This is a genomic window from Alistipes sp. cv1, assembly GCF_900240235.1.
GTDB classification, from domain to species: domain Bacteria; phylum Bacteroidota; class Bacteroidia; order Bacteroidales; family Rikenellaceae; genus Alistipes_A; species Alistipes_A hominis.
The window spans coordinates 280,977-306,038 of sequence record NZ_OEPW01000001.1 but is presented as its reverse complement, the minus strand read 5'-3'; the positions used below and the strand labels follow the sequence as shown (position 1 = coordinate 306,038).

Annotated in this window: 20 protein-coding genes and 1 tRNA gene; 12 read left to right on the top strand and 9 right to left on the bottom strand. The window is 56.2% G+C overall.

Annotation, left to right across the window (positions count from 1 at the left end; all coding sequences use genetic code 11):
* Nucleotides 1-53 precede the first annotated feature (53 nt).
* The 4 genes from C1A08_RS01320 (at nt 54) to C1A08_RS01305 (ending at nt 2,672) form a co-directional block, all read left to right on the top strand.
* Nucleotides 54-1,061, top strand: a complete 1,008-nt coding sequence (locus C1A08_RS01320) for an acyl-CoA reductase (RefSeq protein WP_101570852.1) — start codon at nt 54-56, stop codon at nt 1,059-1,061.
* A 42-nt stretch (nt 1,062-1,103) separates the two neighbouring features.
* The gene (locus C1A08_RS01315; protein WP_101570850.1) at nt 1,104-1,622 is read left to right on the top strand and encodes an IS1096 element passenger TnpR family protein; all 519 of its coding nucleotides are present in this window, start codon (nt 1,104-1,106) and stop codon (nt 1,620-1,622) included.
* The gene (gene miaA, locus C1A08_RS01310; RefSeq protein ID WP_101570848.1) at nt 1,606-2,535 is read left to right on the top strand and encodes a tRNA (adenosine(37)-N6)-dimethylallyltransferase MiaA; all 930 of its coding nucleotides are present in this window, start codon (nt 1,606-1,608) and stop codon (nt 2,533-2,535) included. The genes C1A08_RS01315 and miaA overlap by 17 nt, the downstream gene beginning before the upstream one ends.
* A 51-nt stretch (nt 2,536-2,586) precedes the next feature.
* Nucleotides 2,587-2,672 (top strand) — tRNA-Leu (locus C1A08_RS01305).
* A 517-nt stretch (nt 2,673-3,189) separates the two neighbouring features.
* On the opposite strand, the gene C1A08_RS01295 is transcribed toward C1A08_RS01305, so the two are convergent.
* A complete protein-coding gene (locus C1A08_RS01295) occupies nt 3,190-4,521 on the bottom strand; it encodes an aspartate kinase (protein ID WP_222613612.1) in 1,332 nt (443 codons plus the stop codon).
* Nucleotides 4,522-4,928: 407 nt separating this feature from the next.
* Here C1A08_RS01295 and C1A08_RS01290 point away from each other — a divergent pair, with 407 nt between their 5' ends.
* The 6 genes from C1A08_RS01290 to C1A08_RS01265 all read left to right on the top strand — a co-directional run bounded on the left by C1A08_RS01290 (nt 4,929) and on the right by C1A08_RS01265 (nt 11,177).
* On the top strand, nt 4,929-5,702 hold the full coding sequence (locus C1A08_RS01290) for a class I SAM-dependent methyltransferase (RefSeq protein ID WP_101570846.1): 774 nt from the start codon (nt 4,929-4,931) through the stop codon (nt 5,700-5,702).
* Nucleotides 5,703-5,859: 157 nt separating this feature from the next.
* Nucleotides 5,860-6,183 (top strand): hypothetical protein, encoded by a 324-nt coding sequence (locus C1A08_RS01285; RefSeq protein WP_101570844.1) that lies wholly within the window; start codon nt 5,860-5,862, stop codon nt 6,181-6,183.
* Between the two features lie 28 nt (nt 6,184-6,211).
* The gene (locus C1A08_RS01280) at nt 6,212-7,135 is read left to right on the top strand and encodes a bifunctional methionine sulfoxide reductase B/A protein (protein WP_081032569.1); all 924 of its coding nucleotides are present in this window, start codon (nt 6,212-6,214) and stop codon (nt 7,133-7,135) included.
* A gap of 459 nt (nt 7,136-7,594) precedes the next feature.
* Complete coding sequence (locus tag C1A08_RS01275) at nt 7,595-8,944, top strand: Gfo/Idh/MocA family protein (protein ID WP_101570842.1); 1,350 nt, start codon at nt 7,595-7,597, stop codon at nt 8,942-8,944.
* A 27-nt stretch (nt 8,945-8,971) separates the two neighbouring features.
* Nucleotides 8,972-9,895, top strand: coding sequence for a sugar phosphate isomerase/epimerase family protein (locus C1A08_RS01270; RefSeq protein WP_101570840.1), 924 nt, complete (start codon nt 8,972-8,974; stop codon nt 9,893-9,895).
* Nucleotides 9,896-9,920: 25 nt separating this feature from the next.
* Nucleotides 9,921-11,177, top strand: coding sequence for a Gfo/Idh/MocA family protein (locus C1A08_RS01265; RefSeq protein WP_101570838.1), 1,257 nt, complete (start codon nt 9,921-9,923; stop codon nt 11,175-11,177).
* 170 nt (nt 11,178-11,347) lie between these two features.
* Here the strand turns inward: C1A08_RS01265 and C1A08_RS01260 are convergent, their stop codons facing one another.
* From C1A08_RS01260 to C1A08_RS01245, 4 genes are all read right to left on the bottom strand, one after another.
* Complete coding sequence (locus C1A08_RS01260; protein WP_101570837.1) at nt 11,348-11,842, bottom strand: DNA-deoxyinosine glycosylase; 495 nt, start codon at nt 11,840-11,842, stop codon at nt 11,348-11,350.
* 274 nt (nt 11,843-12,116) lie between these two features.
* The gene (locus tag C1A08_RS01255; protein WP_172970761.1) at nt 12,117-12,980 is read right to left on the bottom strand and encodes a 4-hydroxy-3-methylbut-2-enyl diphosphate reductase; all 864 of its coding nucleotides are present in this window, start codon (nt 12,978-12,980) and stop codon (nt 12,117-12,119) included.
* Complete coding sequence (gene cmk, locus C1A08_RS01250) at nt 12,965-13,684, bottom strand: (d)CMP kinase (RefSeq protein WP_101570835.1); 720 nt, start codon at nt 13,682-13,684, stop codon at nt 12,965-12,967. Before cmk ends, C1A08_RS01255 begins: the two co-directional genes overlap by 16 nt.
* On the bottom strand, nt 13,665-14,327 hold the full coding sequence (locus tag C1A08_RS01245; protein WP_055203885.1) for a LysE family translocator: 663 nt from the start codon (nt 14,325-14,327) through the stop codon (nt 13,665-13,667). The genes cmk and C1A08_RS01245 overlap by 20 nt, the downstream gene beginning before the upstream one ends.
* Nucleotides 14,328-14,429: 102 nt before the next feature.
* On the opposite strand from C1A08_RS01245, the gene lnt reads away from it, so the two are divergent.
* Complete coding sequence (gene lnt / locus C1A08_RS01240; protein WP_101571596.1) at nt 14,430-16,007, top strand: apolipoprotein N-acyltransferase; 1,578 nt, start codon at nt 14,430-14,432, stop codon at nt 16,005-16,007.
* A 55-nt stretch (nt 16,008-16,062) separates the two neighbouring features.
* A complete protein-coding gene (locus tag C1A08_RS01235; RefSeq protein WP_101570834.1) occupies nt 16,063-17,352 on the top strand; it encodes a bifunctional folylpolyglutamate synthase/dihydrofolate synthase in 1,290 nt (429 codons plus the stop codon).
* Between the two features lie 72 nt (nt 17,353-17,424).
* Here the strand turns inward: C1A08_RS01235 and C1A08_RS01230 are convergent, their stop codons facing one another.
* The 4 genes from C1A08_RS01230 to C1A08_RS01215 all read right to left on the bottom strand — a co-directional run bounded on the left by C1A08_RS01230 (nt 17,425) and on the right by C1A08_RS01215 (nt 25,036).
* Nucleotides 17,425-19,323: a hypothetical protein gene (locus C1A08_RS01230; protein ID WP_257937026.1), complete on the bottom strand. Its 1,899-nt coding sequence runs from the start codon at nt 19,321-19,323 to the stop codon at nt 17,425-17,427.
* A gap of 130 nt (nt 19,324-19,453) precedes the next feature.
* Entirely contained in the window at nt 19,454-21,340 is a 1,887-nt protein-coding gene (locus tag C1A08_RS01225; RefSeq protein ID WP_101570832.1) for a hypothetical protein, read from the bottom strand.
* A gap of 34 nt (nt 21,341-21,374) precedes the next feature.
* Nucleotides 21,375-23,186, bottom strand: a complete 1,812-nt coding sequence (locus C1A08_RS01220) for a hypothetical protein (RefSeq protein WP_101570830.1) — start codon at nt 23,184-23,186, stop codon at nt 21,375-21,377.
* 2 nt (nt 23,187-23,188) lie between these two features.
* The gene (locus C1A08_RS01215; RefSeq protein WP_145996491.1) at nt 23,189-25,036 is read right to left on the bottom strand and encodes a hypothetical protein; all 1,848 of its coding nucleotides are present in this window, start codon (nt 25,034-25,036) and stop codon (nt 23,189-23,191) included.
* Between the last annotated feature and the right edge of the window lie 26 nt (nt 25,037-25,062).

Sequence of the window (25,062 nt, the reverse complement as noted above, 5' to 3'; positions counted from 1 at the left end):
CCGGCCTGAATGCGTTGCAAATTTAACTTTTTTATAGTTTTGCGCCTACGGATATGGAAACAAATTATCGGATAAGCCCTTTTGTCGAACTGGGCAGGAGGTTGGCTCGGCAACTTGCCGGCGGGGAACTGGATGCGGTTGTCGCCCGTGCGATTGCCGAAAACGGCTGGTTTACGCGGCAGAGCGTCGCGCAGGCGATCGAAGCCATTTGCACCGATCTGCTCGACGAGACCGTGCTGCGGGACTGGCTCGCCCGTTATCCCCGTCCGGACGCTTCCGCCGTTCGGCGCGTCGGGATCGTTTTGGCCGGCAACATTCCGCTGGTCGGCTTTTTCGACCTGCTGTGCGTTTGCATTTGCGGGCACCGCTGTTTCGTAAAACCTTCCTCGAAGGATCGCGTGCTGACGGGTTATGTCGTGGAGCAGTTGCTTCGGATCGAGCCCGCAATGCCGGTCGTTCCGCTGGAAGAGGATACGCCGCTGGACGCCCTGATCGCGACCGGAAGCGATTCGACCCGGAGTTATTTCGGGAAGCGTTACCGGGAAATGCCGTCGCTGTTGCGCGGTAGCCGGTACAGTATTGCCGTACTGGACGGAACCGAAACGGAAGCGCAGTTGGAAGGACTTTCGAACGACGTTTTCCAATATTTCGGTTTGGGGTGCCGCAATGTCGGCCGGATTTTTGTTCCTCGCGGTTACGATCCGACGTTGCTGCGCGATGCGTTGTCGCGCTATCCGATGTCGCATCCGGGCTACCTGAACAATTACCGCCAGGCGCGGGCGCTGCGGATGCTCGACGGAGAGCCGCTGCTGGACGGCGGTTTTTTCCTGCTCCGCGAGAGCGACGAGCAGAGTCCGAACCTCAGCGAGATCGGGTATGCGTATTACGATGATCTGGACGGAATGGAGTCCTGGATACGGCGGCACGACGACCGGCTGCAGTGCGTCGTTTCCGAAGTCGTGGGCCACCCGCGCCGGGTCGGTTTCGGCCGGGCGCAGCATCCTTCGCCTACGGATTATCCCGACGGGACGGATGTGATCGCTTTTTTGCGGCGGATTTAAATAAGTTTGATTATATTTATTGGATATTAAAACGAACAGACCATGTCGATGATTTTTCAATTCAGGATGCTGTGCGACGAAGACGATTATTTCCTTCGCGAATACGAGGTGCCGTACGATATGACGCTCGCCGCTTTCCGGGATTTTATCAATAAGGATCTGCAATACCGTCCGGAAGAACTGACGTCGTTCTTCACGGCGGACGACCGTTGGAACAAGTTGCAGGAGTTTACGGCGATGGATATGGGCGCGACGGAGTCGGACGGGGAACTGTTGCCGCAGGCGATGGACCGCACGTTGCTGTCGCAGGTGGTTCGTAAAAAACGCGACCGGTTGATTTACCAGTTCGACGTGCTCGGCGACCGAGCGTTTTTCTTGGAACTGACCGAGGCCATGAAGGCGGAACCGGACAAGCGCTATCCGGCCGTAACGCTTGCCGAAGGCGATGCTCCCGACCAGTATCGTGCAGGGGCGGGAAGCGGAAGCGGTTCCGTTTTCGACGACGCGATGGGCGATTTCAGCGATTTCGCAGGCACCGACGGCTATGGCGATGACGAGTAACGTGGCAGGACGTAAGACGCTGGCGGTCGTTCTGGGAGCGACCGCAACGGGCAAAACCGGGGTCGGGATCCGTTTGGCGCAGGCGTTCGGCAGCGAGATCGTCTCTTCCGATTCGCGTCAGATCTACCGGGAGATGAGTATAGGCACGGCCAAGCCTACGGCCGAAGAGCTCGCTGCCGTGCCGCACCATTTCATCGATACGCGCAGCGTGAGCGAGGATTACTCAGCCGGACGCTACGAGGAGGATGCGCTCCGCCTGCTCGGGGAGTTGTTCGCAAAGCACGATCTGTTGTTTCTGGTGGGCGGATCGGGGCTCTACATCGATGCGGTTTGCGACGGAATGGACCCGTTGCCGGCTGTCGACGAAGAGTTGAGGCGGCGGTTGACCGAACGTTTCCGTGGGGAGGGGCTGGCTCCGTTGCTGGAGGAACTCGAAAAATACGATCCTGCGTATTACCGGCAGGTCGATCGTGAGAATCCGCACCGGGTGATCCGTGCGCTGGAAGTGTGCCTGCAAACGGGGCGGCCTTACAGCTCCCTGCGCCGGGGAGAGGGTAAACAGCGTCCGTTCGATATCCTGAAGATCGGGATCCGGATGCCGCGCGAGACGCTTTACCGGCGGATCGACGATCGGGTCGACGGGATGGTGGCCGAAGGTCTGGAACGGGAGGCGAGGGCGCTTTACCCGTTGCGGGACTGCAATGCGCTGCAAACGGTCGGCTACCGCGAGTTCTTCGGGTATTTCGACGGGAAGATCACCCGGGACAAGGCGATCGAGCTGATTAAGCGCAACAGCCGCCGGTATGCCAAGCGCCAGCAGACCTGGTTCGGCCGTGACGACCGGATCGAATGGTTCGACGGCGGGGAGGAATGCGCCGAATCGATCGAAAAGTACCTGCGAAAGTTTGTATAATCCCCGAATATCCCTATATTTGCGCTCCATGCGTAGAAATAGGGCGATGATGCTCGGATGGTGGAATAGGTAGACACGCAGGACTTAAAATCCTGTGGACAGCAATGTCCGTACGGGTTCGATTCCCGTTCCGAGCACTGTAAATAAAGTAGTTGCGATTTGCTTCGCAGCTACTTTTTTATTTGTCCCGCTATGTACATGAAAAATGCGCACAAGAGAGGTTTATTATATCATCTATTTGATAGTTTTTGTCTATTAAAACGTAATTGTACTTTCTCGAAACAATTGTGATTATATCTATTGGTTTTACTTATTTTCTCTCTTCAAATCAAATGGTCTATTGATAAATAGGTATATTTGTATTTCTCTGACAGCCTTTGTGCCGATAGGGTTTTCCTGTGTGTATTTTCTGCAATTAAAATAGCCGTGTTTCAAGTGTAAATATATGAAAATTAACGTGTTTGGTGTTTTTATGCAGTCTCTGTCTCCAGTACGTTAGCCGTAGGGACTGCGTCGGCTTACAGTATGTTCAATTCAAATAGGGAGGGGATTTCCCGTTTCTTCCCGGATAATTGGAAAGTCTCCGCGATACAGGAATGTATCGCGGAGACTTTGTTTTGCAACAGATCCGTTTTCCGGGGAAAAGTATTCCGTTTACAGCGAGACGCAGCAGTTGAGCGCTTCGAGGGCTTTCTTTTTGTCATTCCGGCGCAGTACGAACGAGATATCGCAGTTGTCGCCGTAAGAGATCATGCGCACGGGGATGTCTTTCAGCGAATCGACTATGCGGTGTTCGAATCCCACGTTGTACCATTTCAGGTCGCCCACGACGCATACCACGACCATGTCGTCTTCCACCGTAACGTCGGCATAACGGCTCAGGGCGGCGGCGATTTCCGGCAGGTGCTTCCGGTTGTCGATCGACAGGGATATCTCCGTGTCGGAAGTGACCATCAGGTCGATCGGGGTGTGCGAACGAGCGAAACAATGGAATACCTTGTCGAGGAAGCGGTAGCCCGGTACCTTGTAGGTGGAGCGTATTTTTAGGTAGGTTATATCGTCCTTGGCGGCCACCGCTTTGATTCGTCCCGTGTCGGCCGCCTCGGAGATCAGCGTGCCGGGTGCCTGTGGATCCAGCGTATTCAACAGTCGTACCGGGATGTTCTTTTGCCGGGCGGGCAGGATGCAGGTCGGGTGCAGGATTTTCGCGCCGAAATGGGCCAATTTGGAAGCTTCGTCGAAAGTGAGTCTGCGTACCGGAGAGGTTGCGGATACGATCCTCGGATCGTTGCTGTGCAGTCCGTCGATGTCGGTCCATATCTGGATCTCGCAGGCGTCCAGCGCGGCGCCGAGCAGCGAAGCGGTGTAATCGCTTCCGCCCCGTTGCAGGTTGTCTATTTCGCCCGAAGCGTTGCGGCAAATGTAGCCCTGGGTAATGAAAATCCGGTTGAGGGGATAACCGTTTATGGCTTTGCGCGCATGTTTCCGGATAAATCGCATGTCCGGCTCCCCGCATTTGTCCGTCCGTATGAAATCGACTGCCGGCAGCAGGGCGGCATGTACTCCCGTCTCCGCGAGATAAAGGTACATCAGCCGGGTTACGATCAGTTCCCCCTGGGCCAGAATGATTTTTTCTCCGGCGGCGGAAAAGGGTTTCCGGCAGATTTCTCTCACCAGCGAAAAGCTGTTCTGGATATGTTTTTTCGCCTTTCCCGCGCTTCCTGCGCGGCGGTAAAGCGCGTCGGCGACCGCCGAATACTTGTTTTCCAGGCGGGCGGCGTCGTCCAGCGCGCCGTCCATATCACCGCCGGACAGTTTCGCCGCGATCCCGGCCAGCGCGTCGGTCGTTCCCGACATGGCCGAAAGTACGACCACTTTGGGCTGTTCGTCGCTGATAAGTCGTGCGACGTGTTTGATTCTTTCGACGGAGCCTACCGAGGAGCCTCCGAATTTCAGGATTTTTATTTTCCCTTGCTCGTGATTCATTGGTTTGTTTTTTTGTTTGCGATTTGGTTCGCGGTTCCTATCGGACAATTGGAGTGCCGTTTTCCGGTGTCTTAGTTTGTGCTTTGAATGTCAGTGTTGTACGGGAACGAAAGGGAGCGTGCCGGTCTACCGAAATGAAAGGGCGCCTGTCGTTTTGATATACTTCGATATGGTTCCCGATTTGCCGTATGACAAATATTGTATATCTTCGCGGCATGACGACGACGTTTAAATCGGATTTGGTGCGGTAAACAATCTGTGTTTTTGATACGGATTGTCCTTTCGTTCGCTCTCGGATCGTTCTTTCCGGGAACAATTTTCGTATTGCTGTAATTTTAATTTTTAATCTGCGTGCGGTGGTGAACGGTATGGTTATGCCTTCACGCGTGCGCTAACATACCGAAGTAATGAGTAACGAGTATAAAACGATTCACGAATTTGATTTCAATTTAATCTGCGAATATTTTTCGAACGTAGAACGTCAGGGACCGGGCAGTCCCGAAGTGACTGTCCGGGCGCTGGGCTTTATCGACGGCCTGACCCCGCAATCCCGCATTGCCGATCTCGGTTGCGGGACGGGCGGACAGACAATGACGCTGGCGCAAAGAGCGCCGGGGCAGGTCACGGGGCTCGATCTCTTTCCCGATTTTATCCGGATATTCAACCGGAACGCCCGTGCGCTCGGCCTCTCCGACCGGGTGAAAGGGATCGTCGGCTCGATGGACGACCTGCCCTTCGGGAAGGAATCTCTGGATCTTATCTGGTCGGAAGGCGCTATCTACAACATCGGTTTCGAGCGGGGATTGAAAGAGTGGCGCGACTATCTGAAAACGGGCGGATATATCGCCGTTTCCGAATGTTCGTGGTTTACCGCCGAACGCCCCGCCGAAATCCACGACTTCTGGATGGCGCATTATCCCGAAATAGATACGATTCCGAACAAAGTCGCCCGGATGCAGGACGCCGGTTATGTTCCCGTCGCGACCTTTGTTCTGCCGGAAAACTGCTGGACGGAGCATTTCTTTTTTCCGTGCGTCCGGATACAGGACGCGTTTCTGCAAAAACATGCGGGCAGTAGAACCGCTGAAGAATTTATTGCCGGTCAACGCCGCGAAATGGAATCGTACCGCAAATACAAGGAATTTTACGGTTATGCGTTTTATATCGGGAAGAAAATTTAAGTAACTTATCGCGGAGATCGTCGCCGGAGACGGTCGCATACGACCGTAGAGGGGCTTGGACGTAAGGACACTTTCCGTATGAAGGCTCGCGAGGCCGACAGGAAAGGAATGTCCGGGCGTTCTCTCCCTTTCTTTTTTATAGTTTTGCCGTAGCGCCTTGTCGCGGACGCATGGGCGGAGGTTTCCGACGCTCGGCTCGATCGTCGTCGGGTTTCTTTCGCACCGGGAGCTGCTGTGGATCGAGGCCCGGCTCCGCGACGCGGTTTCCCGTTTCGTCCGTTCCGCTTCGTCGTCTTCCGGATACGCTTCCCGCGGTCAGGGCTTGTGCCCGCAAACGCGGCTGCGCCGGGGATTCCCCCGGCGGACGGGTAGTCCCGTCTGGGGAAGGACGTGCCGGCCGGAAAGTCCGACCGGAGCGGAATCCGGTCCGTTTTTGCCGGGCGGCAGCGCAACACGGTTGCGTCCGGATACGTTCCTGTAAAAAAAGAGGCAATATTTTTGCGGGAATGATGAAGTGGATTTTAATCGTACAGGCGGTACTGATGCTGTCGTGTACCCAATCGAATGGGCAGACTATGAAAAAAGAACTGACTCCCGAGGAGAAGCGCGTGATCGTCGGCAAGGGAACCGAAGCGCCGTTCTCCGGCGAATACTACCGTTTTAAAGGAAAAGGAACTTACTGTTGCAAACAGTGTGGCGCGCCGTTGTACCGCTCTTCGGACAAGTTCGACTCCGGATGCGGCTGGCCGAGCTTCGATGACGAGATCGCGGGGGCCGTCAAGCGGGTTCCCGATGCGGACGGGCGTCGGACGGAGATCGTCTGCGCGAAATGCGGCGGCCATCTCGGTCATGTTTTCGAGGGCGAGGGACTCACCCCGAAGGATACGCGACACTGCGTCAACTCGGTTTCGTTGCGGTTCGTGCCGGAAGAGACCGAAGGAGCGGAACGGAAAACCGAAACTGCCGTTTTCGCCGGCGGTTGTTTTTGGGGCGTGGAGCACCTGATGGGCAAGACGCCCGGCGTCCTTTCGATCGAGTCGGGCTATACCGGTGGAAAGACCGGGCATCCGACTTACCGCGAGGTCTGTTCGCATACGACCGGCCATGCCGAGGCCGTTCGTATCCGGTTCGATCCGGCCGTCGTGTCTTACGAGACGCTGGCCCGTCTGTTTTTCGAAATACACGATCCGACGCAGGTCGACCGCCAGGGACCCGACGTCGGGGATCAGTATCGTTCGGAGATTTTTTACACGACTCCCGAGCAGAAACGGACGGCTCTCGAACTGATCGGGCGGCTCCGAGCGAAAGGGTACGACGTGGTGACGAAACTCTCTCCCGCGACCACGTTCTGGAAGGCCGAAGATTACCATCAGAATTATTACGACCGCAAAGGCGCGTCGCCCTATTGCCACCGGTATGTCAAGCGCTTTTAGGCCCCGGACACCGTTTTCGGGCGGATTCTGTCCGGATTCGTTAAAAAGAGGACATAATCCGTTATGATTTTACGGATGTCTCTGTGGAACATGCCGGTAATAATATTTAACTTGTGCTCTGTTCTTCCGGGGTGTCCGCAGCGGGGGCGATTCGCGAATTCCGGCCCGGAACTCGGGGCTTCGGGAGAACGGATATTTTTATAACTTTTATAAAATATAACTATTGAATCAGGGCAAAGTTTACCTTAAGTTTCGTTGTACTGCGAAAGTCGCCGCTCGCGTTGCGATCGAAGGTTTGAATCCTAAGTGGCGGCTCGAAGACATATCCGGATCGTAGCGGATATCGAGGAATGAAAGGGGGGCCGGATCAGAATGAATCCGACCCCCTTTTTCGCGCTCTTTTTTGCATTTTCGCGAAGAAAAGGTTATATTTGTAAATGTCATATAACCTACTGACCCATGAAAGAGGATTTTAAATTAAGTCGTAGAGATTTTATCAAAAGTTCCGCGTTGGGAACTTTGGGCGTTTTGAGTACGGTCGGCGTGCCCGCTTTGCTGACGGGTTGCTCGTCGCCGAAGAAAAAAGTAACGGTAACGGTTCCCGAGATACTGGCCAGCGCGCCGGAAGGCCGTCCGCTGAAAGCGGGGCTGGTCGGCTGCGGAGGCCGCGGCACCGGAGCGGCTTGCAATTTTTTGGATGCCGGTCCCGGTTTGCAGATCACGGCTCTGGGAGACGTGTTTCCCGACAAGCTGGACGCGTGCCGGAAGACGCTGAAAGATAAGGGACAGGAGATAACCGACGAAAATTGCTTCCTCGGTTTCGACGCCTACCAAAAAGTGATCGACTCGGGCGTGGACGTCGTGCTGCTGTGTACGCCTCCGGTATTCCGCCCGATGCATTTCGAATATGCCATCGAAAAGGGCAAGCACTGTTTTATCGAGAAACCGTGCGCAGTGGATCCCGTAGGGGCCAAACGGGTTCTGGTTACGGCTAAAAAAGCCGATCAGCAGGGACTGTCGGTTATCAGCGGTACGATCCGTCGTTCGCAGAAGGATTGCATCGAGACGTACCGTCGCGTAGCCGAAGGCGCTATCGGAGACATCGTATCGGCGCATGTGACGCGTTTGGGCGGGGCGCTGTGGTACATCAACCGCAGACCCGAATGGAACGACATGGAGTACATGCTGCGCAACTGGGTGAATTTCTGCTGGACTTCCGGAGATCTGGTGGTCGAACAGTTCGTTCACGAGATCGACATGATGAGCTGGTTCATGGGCGATAAGACGCCTGTCCGGGCTGAAGCCACCGGTGGCCGCCAGCGCCGTGTCACGGGCGATATGTACGACTTTTTCAGCATCGAATACGTATATGACAACGGCTTGCGCGCGCACTGTACGTCGCGCCAGATCAACGGTTGCGATACGACGCACAACGTGATGGTGTACGGAACGCAAGGGTACACGAATTGTTTCGATACGATTTACAACCTCGACGGCACCATTGCCTGGCAGTACCCGAAGCCTGCGCCGGAGGATCCCGACCAGTCGATGGCCGTTCCCGATCCGTATGTGCAGGAACTGATCCGCCTGGTGACGGCTATCCGTACCGATACGCCGGTGAACGATGCCGAGCAGCACGTCAAATCGACGCTGATGGCGATGATGGGACGGCAGTCGGCCTATACGGGCAAATTCGTAACCTGGGACGAGATCATGGCTTCCGAAATGAAACTGGGCCCCGAAACCTACGAATTCGGTCCGGTGCCGGGGATTCCCGAAACGCCTCCGGTAGCAGGATCGCCGGCCTGATAATCTGAAACCTAAAACGATACAGTTATGCACCGCAGAGATTTTTTGAAAAACGCCCTGCTGGCCGCAGGAGTTCTGTCGTTTCCGTATTTGCGCGCCGGTGTGCTAGCCGATTCCGTGTCGGTTCCTGCCGATGACAAGGAGCCGGTTTCCGGCGATTTCCGTAAGTCGATCATGTGGGGAACGGTGGGCATGGAGGGTTCCGTGCTGGACAAGTGCAAGGCGATCAAAGTCGCGGGTTACGACGGAATCGAGCCCAATAGCCACATGGATCGCGATGAAGTGCTGGCCGCCATGCGGGAGACCGGTCTCGTGGCGTCGAGCGTCTGCAACGTCCACCATTGGGCGAAACCGCTCTCGCATCCGGATGCCGCCGTGCGGCAGGAGGGGATCGACGCGATGATCGTCGCGATGGAAGACGCGAAGGCGTACGGTACCGACGCCGTGCTGCTGGTGCCGGGTATCGTCAACGAGGAGGTTAGCTATGACGATTGCTGGAACCGTTCGACCGAATGTATTAAAGAGTTGATCCCTACCGCCGAAAAGCTGGGGGTCAAAATCTGCATCGAAAACGTGTGGAATAATTTTCTGTTGAGTCCGGTCGAGGCGTGCAATTACGTCGATCAGTTCGAAAGCCCGTATGTGAAGTTTTATTTCGACTGCGGCAATATCCTGGTTTACGGATGGCCCGAGCAGTGGATCGACATTCTGGACAACCGGATCGGACGTATCCATATCAAGGAATTCAGCCGCAAGGAAGCGGACTCCAAAGGGAGGGGAGCCGGGTTCGGCGTGTCGTTGACCGAGGGCGACGTGAATTGGAGCAAAGTGATGGAAGCGGCCCGCAAGCATTACCGGGGCGGATGGCTTACCACCGAGCAAGGGAACAGCGCTTCGGCGGAAGCGCTGGCAGATCTTTGCGCCCGGCTCGACCGGATCGTTGCTTTGTAGTTTATTGATTGAATCCGATAAACCGATGGAAAAAAGAGCGGTCACCGCCGTCGTGCTGGGAGCCAGCGGGCGCGGAAAATTGTACGGCGATTATGCGCTGGAGCATCCCGAAGACCTGAAGATCGTCGGCATCGCCGAGTTAGTCGATCTACGCCGTACGATGTACGGGGACAAATACGGCGTTCCGGTCGAAAACCGGGTCGCAACGTGGCAGCAGATGCTCGACCGGCCTAAATTCGCCGATGCGGTCATTATCGCGACGCCCGACCACCTGCATTACGAACCCTGTATGAGGGCGCTCGACCTGGGTTACGATATCCTGCTCGAAAAGCCGATCGCGCAGACGTTCGACGAGTGCCGCCGGCTGGTCGCCCATGCCCGCGACAAAAAGAAGATCGTCTGCCTGACGCATGTGCTGCGCTATTCGCCCTATTTCCTGAAGCTGAAAGAGATAATCGATACCAAACGGATCGGCGACCTGGTGAGCATCCAGCATTTCGAGCCGGTGGATCATATCCATATGTCGCATTCGTATGTGCGCGGAAGCTGGCACGATTCGGTCAAAAGCACGCCGCTGGTGCTTGCCAAATCGAGCCACGACCTCGATATTCTGTACTGGATGATCGGGAAGCCCTGTCGCCGGATAGCGGCCTTCGGCGGCCTGAAACATTTTAAGTCGGAGAACGCTCCGAAAGGGAGTACCGAACGTTGCACGGACGGATGCGCCGCAGAGGCGACCTGCCCGTTCTCCGCGTTGAAAATCTACTATCGCGACCGAACCTGGCTGTACGTATTCGACCTGCCGGAGGAGGAGCCCGAACGCGGCGAAGCGATTCTCCGTTACCTGCGTACGACCGATTACGGCCGTTGCGTTTACCGTTGCAGCAACGATCAGCCGGATCATTACGTGGCCAGCATGGAGTTCGCAGGCGGCGTGACGGTAAACTTTTCGATCGAGGCTTTTACCTCTTACATGGGGCGTCGTACCCGCATCATGGGAACGCGCGGCGATATCGTCGGCGATATGGAATCGTTCACGCTGACCGATTTCGCGACCGGCGAAAAGACGGTTTACGATGCGAATGCGATCGATGCGGAGAATTACAAAGGAGCCGGTCACGGCGGCGGCGACGCCGGCATGATCCGCGATTGGATCGAAGCTGTCCGCAGGCAGGATGCGACGATCATGAGCACTCCGCTCGACGACTCGCTCGAAAGCCATGCGATCGCTTTTGCCGCCGAACGGAGCCGCAAAGAGGGACGTATCGTCGAGCTCGGATAACTAACGGCGGTAAAGGAAGGGGGGGCGGTCGGTTTCCCGAAGTGTGGAGGAAAATCCCTCGCGCGAAATTTTCCGACCGGATAAGGTTTCCGGTTTTTTCTGTTCTGAATTTAAAACGGCCGCAGGATTTTTAAATCCTGCGGCCGTTTTCAGTCGGTTTTGCGTCCGGCTTATTTCAAAAAATCTTTTACGGCCTGCCAGGCCCGTAGTTTCTTCTCCAACGGAACGGCGTGTGCCGGACTGGTCGACGGCAGGATGATCCGTGTGATTTCCGGATCGACATTCGGAAAATAACGTTTGAAAAGCCGCGCGGCATACTGCCCGTTGAAAGCGATTGTGCGGATCTGCGGGTATTGCCGTAGCAGTTCCCCGATGCGGTTCGGTGCTTCGTTGCTGATGTTGCTGTCGAGGCTGCCGTCGCGCTCGCACCGGCGGCAAACGTCCCAAAGCGCGATTCGCGTCTCCAGCAGCATAGCTTTCCGATGCTGGTACGCGTCCGGAAGTTCCTGTCCGCAGAGTGCGGCCATGATGGGCCAGAATGCGTTGCGCGGGTGTCCGTAATATTGTTGTTTGCGCAACGACTCTTCGCCGGGCATCGTTCCGAGTACCAATATCCGGCAGCCTCCGTCGACGATCGGGTCGAAACTGTGGATCAATTTTCCCATGTTCTCTGTTTTTACGGCCTGAAGTCCGGTCGTTCGGACTTCAGGTCGATACAAAGATACGGAAAAACAGGGCAGCCGGGAGGTTCCCGTCTATTTTTTGCCAGGGGTTGGCATACAGGGCCGTAGTAGACCGCGCCGCCGAGGTGAGCCTCTTTTACGATCGTACGGCCGGACAAAAAAGAGGCGACTTGTTCGCTGATGGCGGTGGTTTCGGGGATTTCGAGCATGACGAGGACGGGGTGGTTATTCCCCGAGATAAGAAATAATTTCGGGTTTATCCGATCGTTTTACGGATCGTGTCGGCGACTCGCTGCATCAGCCATTTCGGGGTGGATGTCGCGCCGCAGATGCCGACCGATCGGCAGTCGTCGAACCACTCTCTTTGCAGTTCTTGTTCGTCCTCGATGTTGTAGCAGCGCGGATTGGCTTCCGTACAGGTTTGATACAGCACTTTCCCGTTCGAACTTTTCCGGCCGCAGACGAAGATTACGACGTCGAACCGCCGGACGAACTCTTTTAGGTGCGGGTTCCGGTTCGAAACCTGCCGGCAGATCGTATCGTTGACGGTCACCTGCGACGGGTCGGCGGAGCGTTCCAGGATGGTTCGGTGCACCTCTTCGAACAGGGCAAGGCTCTGCGTGGTTTGCGACAGCAGGTAAACGGGTCTCGTGAAGTCGATGTTGTCCAGGTCGTCGAGCGTTTCGATGACGATCGCATCCCCGTCGACCTGTCCGGTCAGGCCGACCACTTCGGCATGACCCCGTTTGCCGAGGATCACGACCTGGCCGTTGCAACCGCTCATTTGTTCGTGTGCCTTTTTGACCAGCGTTTGCAGGCGGGCCACCACCGGGCACGTAGCGTCGATCAGGCGGATACGGTGGGCCGCTGCCAGCGCATAGGTCGTCGGCGGCTCCCCGTGCGCGCGGATCAGCACCGTCTGTCCGTCCAACTCCGGAAAATGGCTGTGTGCGATGGTTTCAAGCCCGAGCTTCTCGAGTCGCTGGACTTCGACGCGATTGTGTACGATATCTCCCAGCGAAAAGACCTTGCCGAGTTCTGCGAGCGATTCCTCCGCCTTGGTGATGGCTTTGACCACTCCGAAACAAAATCCCGATTTGTCGTCTATTTCGATGTACATGGAGCGCAGGTTATTTTTTCGATCCGCCGCATCACCCAATCCATTTGCTCGGGGAGGGTCATGTGGCTGTTGTCCAGGACGACGGCGTCTTCGGCCTGCCTGAGCGGGCTGACGGCGCGCGTCTGGTCGGCATGGTCGCGCTCGCGCAGGTTTCGTTCGACCTCTTCCAGCGACACTTTTTCGCCTTTGACTTCCAGCTCCTTGTAGCGCCGTTGCGCGCGGATCGCCGGGTCGGCCGTCATGAAGATTTTCAGTTCGGCGTCCGGGAATACGACGGTGCCGATATCGCGTCCGTCCATCACGATCCCTTTCTGCCGTCCCAGTTGCTGCTGCTGCCGGACGAGTTGCTCGCGTACGGCAGCAATGCCGCTGACTTTGCTGACCAGGTCGCTGACTTCGATGCTGCGAATCCGTTTTTCGACGTTTTCGCCGTTCAGGAAGATATCGCTCGCTCCGCGTTCGGAGTTGAATGCGAACGTGATCTCTATCTCGGGAAGCATCGCGATCAGCAGCGCTTCGTTCACGTCCCCGTCCTGTACGGCGCCGTGCCTCAGGCCGTACAGCGTTACGGCCCGGTACATCGCTCCGGTGTCGATGAATACGTAGCCGATCCGCGCGGCGATCTCTTTCGCAAAAGTGCTTTTGCCGCACGATGAAAAACCGTCGATCGCGATAACGATCTTTTTAGTAGGGGAATATTTCATGGACAGGTACTTTCATGTGAATGAAGATGGATAAAATGGCTGCGGCTCCGAGCATCACGATGACGCTTCCCGATATCCGGTTCATCCACAGCAGGTGGCGGGGCCGGAATTTGCGACGCAGAAAGCTGATGCAGAACGTCAGCAAGAACCACCACAGCGAAGTGCCGCACAGCACGCCGAGGATCATCAGCAGGCCGTTGGCGTACGGGATTCCTTCGTGGTTGACGCCGAGCGCCGCGAACAGCGCGACGAAGATCAGGATATAAGCCGGATTGGCCAGCGTAATCAGCAACACCGACAGGTAGTCGCTCCACAGGTTGCTGCCTTTGCCGGCCCGGTTGCGGCGGATCTGCCCGACCGGATTTTTCAGCAGGATGGTCATGCCTACGATAATGACCGAGATGCCTCCGAGCACTTTGATGATAACCATGTTGTCTTCGATGAAAGAGAGCACGACCGTCAGCGAAAACAAGGCGACGGTAGCGAAAAGCGTGTCGGCGGAGGCGGCTCCCAGACCCGATACGAATCCCGAACGCTGGCTTTTGCTCAGTGTCCGCTGGATGCACATCACGCCGATCGGCCCCAATGGAATGGAGGCCAGAAGTCCGATAACGATTCCTTTCAAAAAAACTTCAAAACCCATAAATCATGCGTTTTCACGGAGATTTCGCAGTTGCGGCCGCGAAATCTTTCATGCAAAAGTAATAAATATAATCTATCTTTGCAGAACAGAAAAAGCGAAAAGATGGGAAAACGTATTCTTTGTTTGCTGCTCAGCGTGGCGTTGTTTTCGATCCCGTGGCTCGGGGGAACTTCCCTGACGCTGTTCGTGGCTTTCGTCCCGCTGTTGTGGATTCAGAGCGACGTGGCCGCGAAAACGGGACGAAGGGGGAAGCCGTTGCGATTCTGGCCCTATGCGGTGGCGACTTTCACGCTGTGGTGGCTCGCGACGGTCTGGTGGGTCGGTTTCGCGGCCGTGATCGGGGTCGTTGCGGCGACGGTGACCGGAACGGTATTGATGTCGGGGGCCTTTCTGATCTACCATGCCGTCTGGCGCAGGGCCAAACGGGCGCTGGCCTACACGGTGTTGGTCAGCGGTTGGATCGCTTACGAATATCTTTTCCTGAACGGCGAGATCTCGTTCCCGTGGCTGGTGCTCGGCAACGGGTTCTCGATGGACGTGAAGTTAGTGCAGTGGTACGAATACACCGGTGCGCTCGGCGGATCGCTGTGGGTGCTGGTGGTGAACCTGCTTGTGTTCGAAGCGTGGAAACGGCGACGCGAGCCCGTCCGGTGGATCGCTCCGGCGGTGGCGTTGCTGCTGCCCGCGGTCGTTTCGCTGATTATGTATGCCACATACGAAGAGCCGTCCGAACGGACGAAAATAACGGTCGTTCAGCCGAATATCGACCCTTACCATGAAAAATTCGTTTTGAAGCAGAGCGAACAGAACGAACTGTTGATCGGGTTGATGGACCAGGCGCCGCAAGACGCCGACCTGATCGTGGCTCCGGAAACGGCGATCGATGAATATTTCTGGGAAGAATACCTGGAACGGACGCCTTCGATGCTGCTGTTTCACGATTTTATCCGGCAGCGCAAACCGGGGACGATGGTGGTGACCGGTGCGAATACGTATGTTCCTTACGATTCCGAAGAGACCGCGTCTCCTACGGCGCGCGAGCGGGGCGGACAATGGTACGATGTTTTCAACACGGCGTTGGGGCTCGATTCGACGGAAGCGATCAAAATACACCATAAAGGGAAACTGGTGATCGGGGCGGAGATGCTCCCTTATTATTCGGTAATTCGAAAATGGAAATTCTTATTCGTCGATCTGGGCGGACTGTCCGGACAGATCGGATACGGGAAAGTGCGCAAGGTGTTTACCGCTCCGGGCGGCGTCCGTGCCGGGCCGGCGATCTGTTACGAGGCGGTTTACGGCGAATATTTCACCGAGTTCGTTCGCAACGGGGCGCAGGTGATGTGCGTGATTTCGAACGACGGCTGGTGGCGGGATACGCCCGGACATCGCTATCTGTTCGCTTATTCGCGGTTGCGGGCCGTCGAAAACCGGCGTAGCATCGCCCGCAGCGCCAATACCGGTATTTCCGGATTCATCGACCAGCGCGGCGACGTGTTGCAAAAACTCGGATGGGACCAGCGCGGAGCGCTGACCGATTCGTTGAGCCTGAACGACAGGATGACTTTTTATACCCGTTACGGGGATGTGATCGGTCGGGTGTCGAGCTATGTGTTCGTGCTGGGCCTGCTCTATTTCATGGCCTACCGTTTCCGGCGGAAGAGCCATATCGTCGATTAAAAGTGTACCTTCCGGTTTTTGCCCGGAAGGTTTTGTTTGTCCAAATAGTATTCGAATGACTTATCAGCAGACGCTCGATTTTTTGTATAATTCGCTGCCGGTGTTTCAGCACGTCGGCGGTAGCGCTTACAAGGCCGGATTCGATAATATCGTGGCGCTGGAGGAGGCTTTGGGGAATCCGCACCGCAAAATCCGCAGCGTTCACGTAGCCGGGACGAACGGTAAAGGCTCCGTGTCGCATATGGTCGCTTCGACGCTGACGGCGGCCGGATATCGGACGGGGCTTTTCACTTCGCCGCACCTGAAGGATTTCCGGGAACGCATCCGGATCGACGGACGAATGATTTCCGAGGAGGAAGTGATCGGTTTCGTCGAACGGAATCGCGGGACGATCGACCGGGTGCAGCCTTCGTTTTTCGAGATCACTACGGCCATTGCATTCGATTGTTTTGCGCGGCACGAGGTCGATGTAGCGGTGGTCGAAGTCGGAATGGGCGGCCGTCTCGATTCGACCAACATCATCCGTCCGTTGGTGAGCGTCATTACCAACATCGGTTACGATCACACGCAGTTTCTCGGCGATACGCTCGAAGAAATCGCCGGCGAAAAGGCCGGGATCATCAAGGAGGATACGCCGGTGGTCGTCGGCGAAAGCCGGATCGAAACGCAGCTCGTTTTTATCGACAAAGCCAAAGCATCCCGCGCCCCGATTCTCTTTGCCGACCAGACCTACCGGGTGCTCGGACAGATTTCCCGGCCGCAGGGACAGTCTTTCGAAATCGAAAACCGGCTGGACGGCTCTCGCTTCCGGATCGACAGCGATCTGCCGGGACTGTATCAGCGCAAGAACGTATTGACGGCGCTGACGGCGCTGGACGTACTGAACGGGGCGGGCGGGCTTTCCATCTCACGGGAACAGGTGTTTCGGGGAATTGCGACGGCGGCCCGGACGACCGGGTTGATGGGACGCTGGCAGCAGTTGGGCGAACGCCCGCTGGTTGTGTGCGATACCGGTCACAATGAAGCCGGAATTACGGAAGTGGCGGCGCAGCTTGCCGCGCAGCATTATCGCAAACTCTTGATGGTCGTCGGCTTCGTCGAGGACAAGGACTTGTCGAAGGTATTGCCGCTGTTGCCGAAAGATGCTTACTATTTTTTTACCCGGGCGGCGATCCGGCGCGCGCTCGACGAAAAAGAACTGGCGCGGCGCGCGGGAGCGTACGGATTGCGCGGGGAATGCGTCGGAAGCGTTTCCGAGGCGCTCCGTTTGGCCAGGTCGCAGGCCGGCCCGGAAGATCTGATATTCGTCGGCGGTAGCACGTATGTCGTGGCGGAGATCATCTGATCTTTGTCGGGGATAAAAACGATCAGGCCGGCACTCGTTGGGGTGCCGGCCTGATCGTTTTTCGGGAAGAATCTATTTGACCGTGTAGATAAAGTTGAAACGCGCTCCCGGCGCAGCGTCGCCGCAGGTATAAAACTGCGAGGCGTTGTATTCGGGTTTGCCCGATTCTGTATTTTTCGGCATGTTGTCCACCCATTTGAATTCGAGGTCGATTTTATCCTTGATTCCGAGTACCGACCGTTTCATCCGAATCGCCATTTTGTTGCCTTTGACGACGTAATCGAAATCTCCGGCTTTATCCCATTCGCATTTGCCTCCGACGTTTTTCGAGACGGTTCCGGTCGATGCGTCCGGCGTTTCGTAATTGACGACGTAGTCGTAGCCTTCCCATCCGGTCGATTTGTTCCGGTCGATGTCGATGAAAAGCATCATCCAGTTTTCGTCCTGCGGAGAAGTCATCGCCGAAGCGGTTTCGACATAGAAGTAGATGTATTCGGCATCGCGGGCGATTTTCGCATCGACGATATCGTTGCGTCCCAGCGAGCTGTTGTAATACTTGTCGGCATGCCCGGCGTGGGCCCGCTTGATCGCGTTTCCCTTGTAGTGCCTGAAGTCGGGTTTCACGTCTGTCCAAGCTGCCATCGAGTCGAGTTTGATCGTTTTGGTTTCCGACGCATATTCGCGCTGAGTCATGCCTTTGAATTTACGCACGTTCTGGATCAGTTGGTAATAATAGGTGTCTCCCCTGTAATTGCCGTCGGCGTCCCACCATTCGTTGTTCGGTTCGATGTCCCGGCTGTGTTCCCAATCGAATTGGTCGACGAACGAGAACGGGTCGCCCTGCCATCCCGTATCCCATTTCCCGGCGATGTATTCGTTCCATCCGGTGACGAAAATCAGGTACGGATCGAGCTGGATGCCGCGGTCCCATTGTTCCTGGAAATTGGCTCCGTACAGGTAAGAGTCCGGGCGCGTGTCCCAACTTTTGTTCTTTCCCGTGTAGCTTCGTCCCAACGTACCGGGAATATTGAATGCGCTGGCATGGTAGTAGTTCGAAGCGCAGGTATTCTGGGCTACGCCGACCGCTACTTCCTCGTTATAGGCGTATTTGTTCTGCGGGTAAATCTCCAGCCAGCCCCACTGGGTGTTGTTCGAAGGGCCGTTGACGTAGTCCGCCTGACCGGGCCGGAATGTGAAGAAATTCTTCATTTCACGGTCTTCGGCGTTGTTCGTCGGGATGTTGTCGTTATAACCCATCAGCATCGGCTTGCCCTGCCAGGTGAACCAGAGGTTCTGGTATTTGCGGACTTTATACACGTCGTTGTACAGCCTTTTGATCATGTCGTACGATGCGTCGCTCGGCCCGAAAGGAAGCAGGAACGAAATTTTCGGGACTTTCACGCCGTCCTTACGCGCCTGATCCCAGGTTTTCATCAGGGCATTGTAAGACTCGTCCCACAGGAACGGCGCGTTCGTGCAGTCGAAGAACACGACGTCGACTCCGGCGTCGGCGAGCATTTCGGCATGTTTGCGCAGTACGTACGGGTCGGTCGTCCGGTAATAGCCGAACAGCGGTTCGCCCCAGAAGTGCGTATTGCTGCCTCCGCGGTCCCATACCGGGTTGTCCTTCTCCTTGATGGCATTGGGGTTCTCTTTCAAAATTTGGGAAATATTTCCGACCGTACCGTAACTGACCATGTTGGGGTTGTGCCACGTCCAGTAGAACATGGCTATGTATTTGTTTTTCTTTTTTGTGCCGGCCTGTTCGTAGTCGGGCAGTTTGCGTCCCAGCGGATCGGTGGCCGTCCACAGGTCGCTGTTTACCTGCGCTTCTTCGTAAACAGGACCGGGCGTATTGCCGCCGTTATCGCCTCCTTCGCCGCCGTCGCCTTTCTCCGGTTCGTCTTTCGAGCAGCCCGCCAGCAGAGCCAGCATCATCGCCAGAACGGATAGCCTTAAAAAATTTTTCATACGTATCATACATTTGAAATTTTAGGGAAATTGGTTAATAGTTGTATTCGTAAAATTACAAAAATATTTTTTCGGGACAACCGGATTCCGGCAAGAAACGTTCTGCCGGAATCCGGCCGATCCGAAGATTTTACTTTTTGAATTGGTAACGGTAACGGAACCGCCCGTTCGGGGCGGCGTCTCCGTCGGTCAGGCACTCTTGGATGTCGCCTTTGGATACGGCGTTGTCGATCCATTTGAAGTCGATCTTGAAGTCCCGGACGTTTTTGATTCCGAGGCTCGCCATCGGGATCGCGAGTTCCATTTCGCTGCCTTCGACCCGGTAGCTGATCTCCTGCTGCGTTTCCCAGTTCCAATTGCCGCGGCATACGGCCAGCGAGGTGGTCGTTTCGTCGGTCACCTCGCCGTTGATCATATACTGGAAATGTTCCCAATTCGGCTTGTCGCTTCCGATTACGTTGATAAACAGTCGCATCCAGTTCTTGTCCTTGTACGGCGTGATATCCGACGCGGTTTTTACGTAAAAGTAGAGGTAAGTGCCGTCATTAGCGACTTTCGCCTGGACGATGTCGTTGCGGCCGGTCGTATTGACCAACTGTCCCATGCGTCCGTATCCGAAATGATTCCGGAAAGCGATGTCGCCCTTGTCGTCGGCGTAAGCCGCCTGCACCGGTTTCCATTCGTCGGTTTGGCCGTCGATCCGGATGGTGTCCGTCGTCGTGAACGTAGGCGACGGTTTGGTTCCTTTGAAACGACGGATGAAGTCGGCCATCTGGTAGTAATAATTATCTCCGTAATCGCCTCTCAGCGGTTCGATGTCGCGGCTGAACTCGTGGTTGTACTGGTCGACGAAGTAGGAGCCGCCGGCGGGCAACGGTTTGCCCAGCATGTAATCTCCGCCGCTTTTGGAGATAAACCGTTGGGCGACCCATTCGTTCCAACCCGTAAAGAACAGGAATTGCGGATCGAGGGTATACGCCCTTTCGAACTGCGCCTTGAAATGGATGCCTTCTCCCGAACGCAGGGCGCTCGGTCCCGGCTGCACCTGGGTGTTTACGTTGTAACTGCGGCCGATGTTCGAGGTGGGGTGGGTCGCCGGCATCACCGAAACGCATTCGCGGATGCCGTTGTGCGTGCCTACTTTTTGCGGGTAGACCGATCCCCAGGGCCATTTGTCTTCTCCGTTGCCGAACCAGGCGTCCGCCGAACTGTTGTTGCTCAGAAACCAGGCGTGGCGGATCGTAAAGAATCCTTTGACGGTCGACGAAACTTCGTCCGGGTTACAGAGCAGCAGCGGTTTGTGATCCCATTGGAACCAGAGGTCTTTGTACAGTCCCCGCAGGTAAATGTCCCGGTACACGGAATGTGCTGTCTCAGATGCGCCGGAGTGCACAACGAACGCGAATTGGGGCGTTTGAGAGCCTTCTTTGCGCATCGCCGTATAGACGTCTCCTACCTTTTTGACTACGTCGAGGTAGGTGAATCCGTTGGTTACGTCGAACAGCACCACGTCGACGCCGGCATCGCTGAGCATCTGGGCGTGTTTGCGGATGACCCATTCGTCGTCGGATACGTAGTACCCCATGTAGGGTTCTCCCCAGTGATGGAAAATGTTTTCGGGCCCCAGTGCCGGATCGGTCGGATTCGCATTGAGCAGCTTCTGGATGTCGTAAGGACTTTCCACATCGGTTGCGGACGGCTTCTGAACGCCGCCCGTGTAGGTCGGCAATCCGGTGTCGTACGAGTGGCATCCCAGCCACAGGAAGTAAAAAATGCCCACTGTTTTTTCTCCGCGGGTTTCGGGCGTTTCGTAATTCACGCCGGGTTCGATGGTTCTGTCGAGGCCGTCGACCGACGTCCACGACAGGGGATCCACTTCGGCGATCACTTCTTCGGCGGGAGGCGTGGGATCGGGTCCGGGGTCTGGCCCTGGACCCTGGTTATCGGAATTTGTCTTGTCGTCTTTGCACCCGACGGTCAGCAGCGTGCAAAGGAGCACGCAAACGAATTTGTTCATGGGTGTGTTTTAGGTTATTAAAATTCAGACGTTTTTATTTTTTAAATTGGTAGCGGTAGCGGAAGCGTCCGTTCGGCGCGGCGTCTCCGTCCGAGAGACATTCCTGGATATCGCCTTCTTCGACCGCATTGTCGATCCATTTGAAGTCGATCGCGAAATCGTTCGCATTCGCGATTCCGATCGCCTGGGCGGGAACCGCCACGACCAGTTCGTTGCCGGCGACCCGGTAGTCCAGATCGGCGATTTTCTGCCAGTTCCAGCCGTTCAACGACTTTTCGAGGCTCGTTTTATTGTCGGTCACGTCGTTGTTGATCCGGTACTGGAAACCTTCCCAGTTACCCGATTCGCTGCCTTTGACATCCAGAAACAGCCGCATCCATTTCGGATCGGAAAACGGGGTTACCGGCGCTGCCGTGCGGACGTAGAAATAGAGCGTTTTGCCGTCGTTGGCGACTTTTGCGGTCAGAATGTCGTTCCGTCCCGTGTTGTTGACGTACTGTCCTACGCTTCCGTAACCGTAATGGTTCCGGTGGAAGACATCCCCTTTGTCGTCGGCGAATTCCGCTTTTACTTTGTTCCATGCCTGCATGTCGCCGAGGTCGATCGTCTGGTAAGCCGAATAGACCGGCGTCGGTTCCACGCCTTTGTAGCGGCGGATGAAGTCGCAGAGTTGGTAGTAATAGTTGTCGCCGAAGTCGCCGCGTAGCGGTTCGATGTCGCGGCTGAACTCATGGTTGAAAAGATCCACGAAATAGCTGTCCCCTTTTTTGCAATCGTATTCGCCTACTTTATGGATGCCGCCCGGATTGACGAACCGCATGGCCGTCCACTCGTTCCAGCCGGAGAAGTAGATGAATTCCGGGTCGACCTCCATGGCGCGTTCGAACTGTTCCCGGAAACAGAGCCCTTCGCCGGAGCGCCAGTGCTCTTTGTCCGGCTGCGCGCCGTCGTGATAGCTGCGTCCCACCTGTTTCATGTCGTTCGTAACGATCGGGTGCGTCGCGGGCGATACCGCGATCATCTCGGGTTTGTCGGGACGGTCGTGCCAGCCGTATTTCTGCGGATAGATATCCGCCCACGGGCATTTGTCGTGTCCGTCGCCGAACCAGTCCCATGCCGAGCAGAACCACGAATGACGCACGGTGAAAAAGCCGGCCATGTCCGGCGTGATTCCTTCCGGCGGACAGAAGATCAGCGGCTTGCCTTTCCAGCGGAACCACAGCTCTTTGTACAAATTTTTACCGTAGAAGCTGTCGAACAGGTTTTCCAGCGTTTCCTTGGCGTTGGTGTTGAAGATAAACGAGATTTGCGGGGTTTTGTTTCCCTCCTTACGCATTTTGGTGTAGACGTCGCAGATTTGTTTGACCACAGGCAGGTAGATCGCCTGGTTGGTTACGTCGAACATGATCATGTCCACGCCTGCGTCGGACAGCATTTGAGCATGCTTGCGGATGACCCATTCGTCGTTGGCGACGTAATAGCCCAGGTAGGGTTCGCCCCAATGATGCATCGCGTGTTCCGCGCCATATTGCGGATTCTGCGGGTTCGCATCGATGATTTTCTGGTTGTCGTACGGACTCAGCGAGTCGGCTGCGGTGGGAACCATCACTGCATTGTCGGGGTTCGATGCCGGTCGGTCGTATCCGTGCACGCCGTGCCAGATGACGAAAAACATGCCGACGACCTTGTTTTTGCGGGGTTTGCCGTATTGATCCGTCGTACCGATTTTACGACCCAGCGCATCCTGCGCCGTCCAGGTATCCGGTTTGGTCTGCGCCGGGGCTTCCGTCCCGATTGCCGTCAGCAAAGCGGACAGCAAAAGCGCCGAGATAGTGGTTTTTTTCATGATTATCGGGTTTTATCAGGTTGTTGTTCGAAAATATATCGGTATCTGAACCGTCCGTTGGGCGCGGCGTCTCCGTCCGAGAGGCACTGTTGGATGTCTCCCTGGTCGACCGCGTTGTCGATCCACTTGAAATCCACGGTGAAGCTCTTCGGATTTTTCATTCCGATCGCGGCGAACGGAACCGCAACGACCATTTCGTTGTCCGAGACGCGGTAATCCAAGTCGGCGATCTTTTCCCAATTCCATCCGTTGCGCGACCGCGACAGCGCGGTTTTCGATCCGTCGGCGGCCGGATTTCCGACCGCATACTGGAATCCTTCCCAGTCGGGCAGCCCGGAGCCTTTCACGTCGATGAACAGCCGCATCCATTTCGGGTCGGTGCAGGGCGTGATCGGCCGGTCGGTGCGGACGTAGAACCACAGCGTTTTTCCGTCGTTGGCCATTTTCGCTTCGACGATGTCGTTGCGTCCGGTCGTATTGATCAACTGTCCGATCCGTCCGTAACCGAAGTGGTCGCGGTGGAACGTGTCGCCCCGGTCGTCCGCGTAAACGGCTTTGACCTGCTGCCAGGTCGTCATGTCGCCCGGGTCGATTCGGTGAATGTCCGAATGTACCTCGATCGGTTCCACGCCTTTGTAGCGGCGGATGAAGTCGCAGAGCTGGTAGTAGTAGTTGTCGCCGAACCCGCCGCGCAGCGGTTCGATGTCGCGGCTGTATTCGTGATTGTAGTCGTCGCAGAAATAGCTGTCTCCGATTTTACACTCGTTATTTGCCAGGGTCAGGATCTCGCCCTGATTGATGAAGCGCATCGCGCTCCATTCGTTCCATCCGGTGAAGAACAGGAAATCCGGATCGACCTCCATGGCCCGCGAAAACTGTTCGTTGAAATGGAGTCCTTCGCCGGAGCGTTGTTCCGCTTCGGTCAGCGGTTGGCGGCCGTTGTGAAAGCTTCGGCCGATCCTCTGTACGCGATCCCGGCGATCGGTAGGATGGGTGGCGGGAGCGACCGACATCATTTCGGCGACGTTCGGGTCTTCGTCCCATCCGTAGTTCTGCGGATAGTAGTCCGCCCAGGGGCAGCAGCGCTGGCCGTCGCGGAACCAGGGTTCCCGCGAGTCGAACCAGCAGTGGCGCGTCGTGAAAAACGCATCCATTTCCGGAGTCAGCGCTTCCCGGGGGCAGAATACCAGCGGTTTGCCCTGCCAGCGGAACCACAGTTCTTCGTACAGTCCTTTCGAATAGATGTTGTCGTACATCTTTTTCAGCGTCTCTTTGCCGTTGGGCAGCAGCGTGTGGAATACGCACGAGATCTGCGGCGTCCGGTTTCCTTCGCTGCGCATTTTCCGGTAAACTTCCATCAGCTTGGTCACGATCGGCAGATAGATCACTTCGTTGGTCATGTCGATGATGATAACGTCCACGCCGGCGTCGGAAAGCATTTGCGCGTGTTTGCGGATGACCCACTCGTCGTTGGCGACGTAATAGCCCAGGTAGGGTTCGCCCCAGTGGTGGAAAGCCCCGACCGGTCCGTACTGCGGGTCGTCCGGACGCTCGTCCAGCAATTTCTGGATGTCGTACGGACTCAGCGTGTCGTTTTTGCCGGGGACGATCACATCCATGTCGGGGCGCGCTTCGTAGTGGTCGTATCCGTGCGCACCGTGCCAGACGACGAAGAACATGCCGACCGTTTTGCCCGGACGCGGTTTTCCGTACTGAGCGTCCGTGCCGATCGTGCGTCCCAGCGCGTCCTGCGCCGTCCAGGTCGGCGGCACGACCTGCGCCGCAGCCGCCCCGCCCGTTATACTCAGCAAGCAGACGAGGCGTAGTATTCTGAATTTTATCGTTTTCATAGATAGGTTTGTTGGGTTTGTTTGCC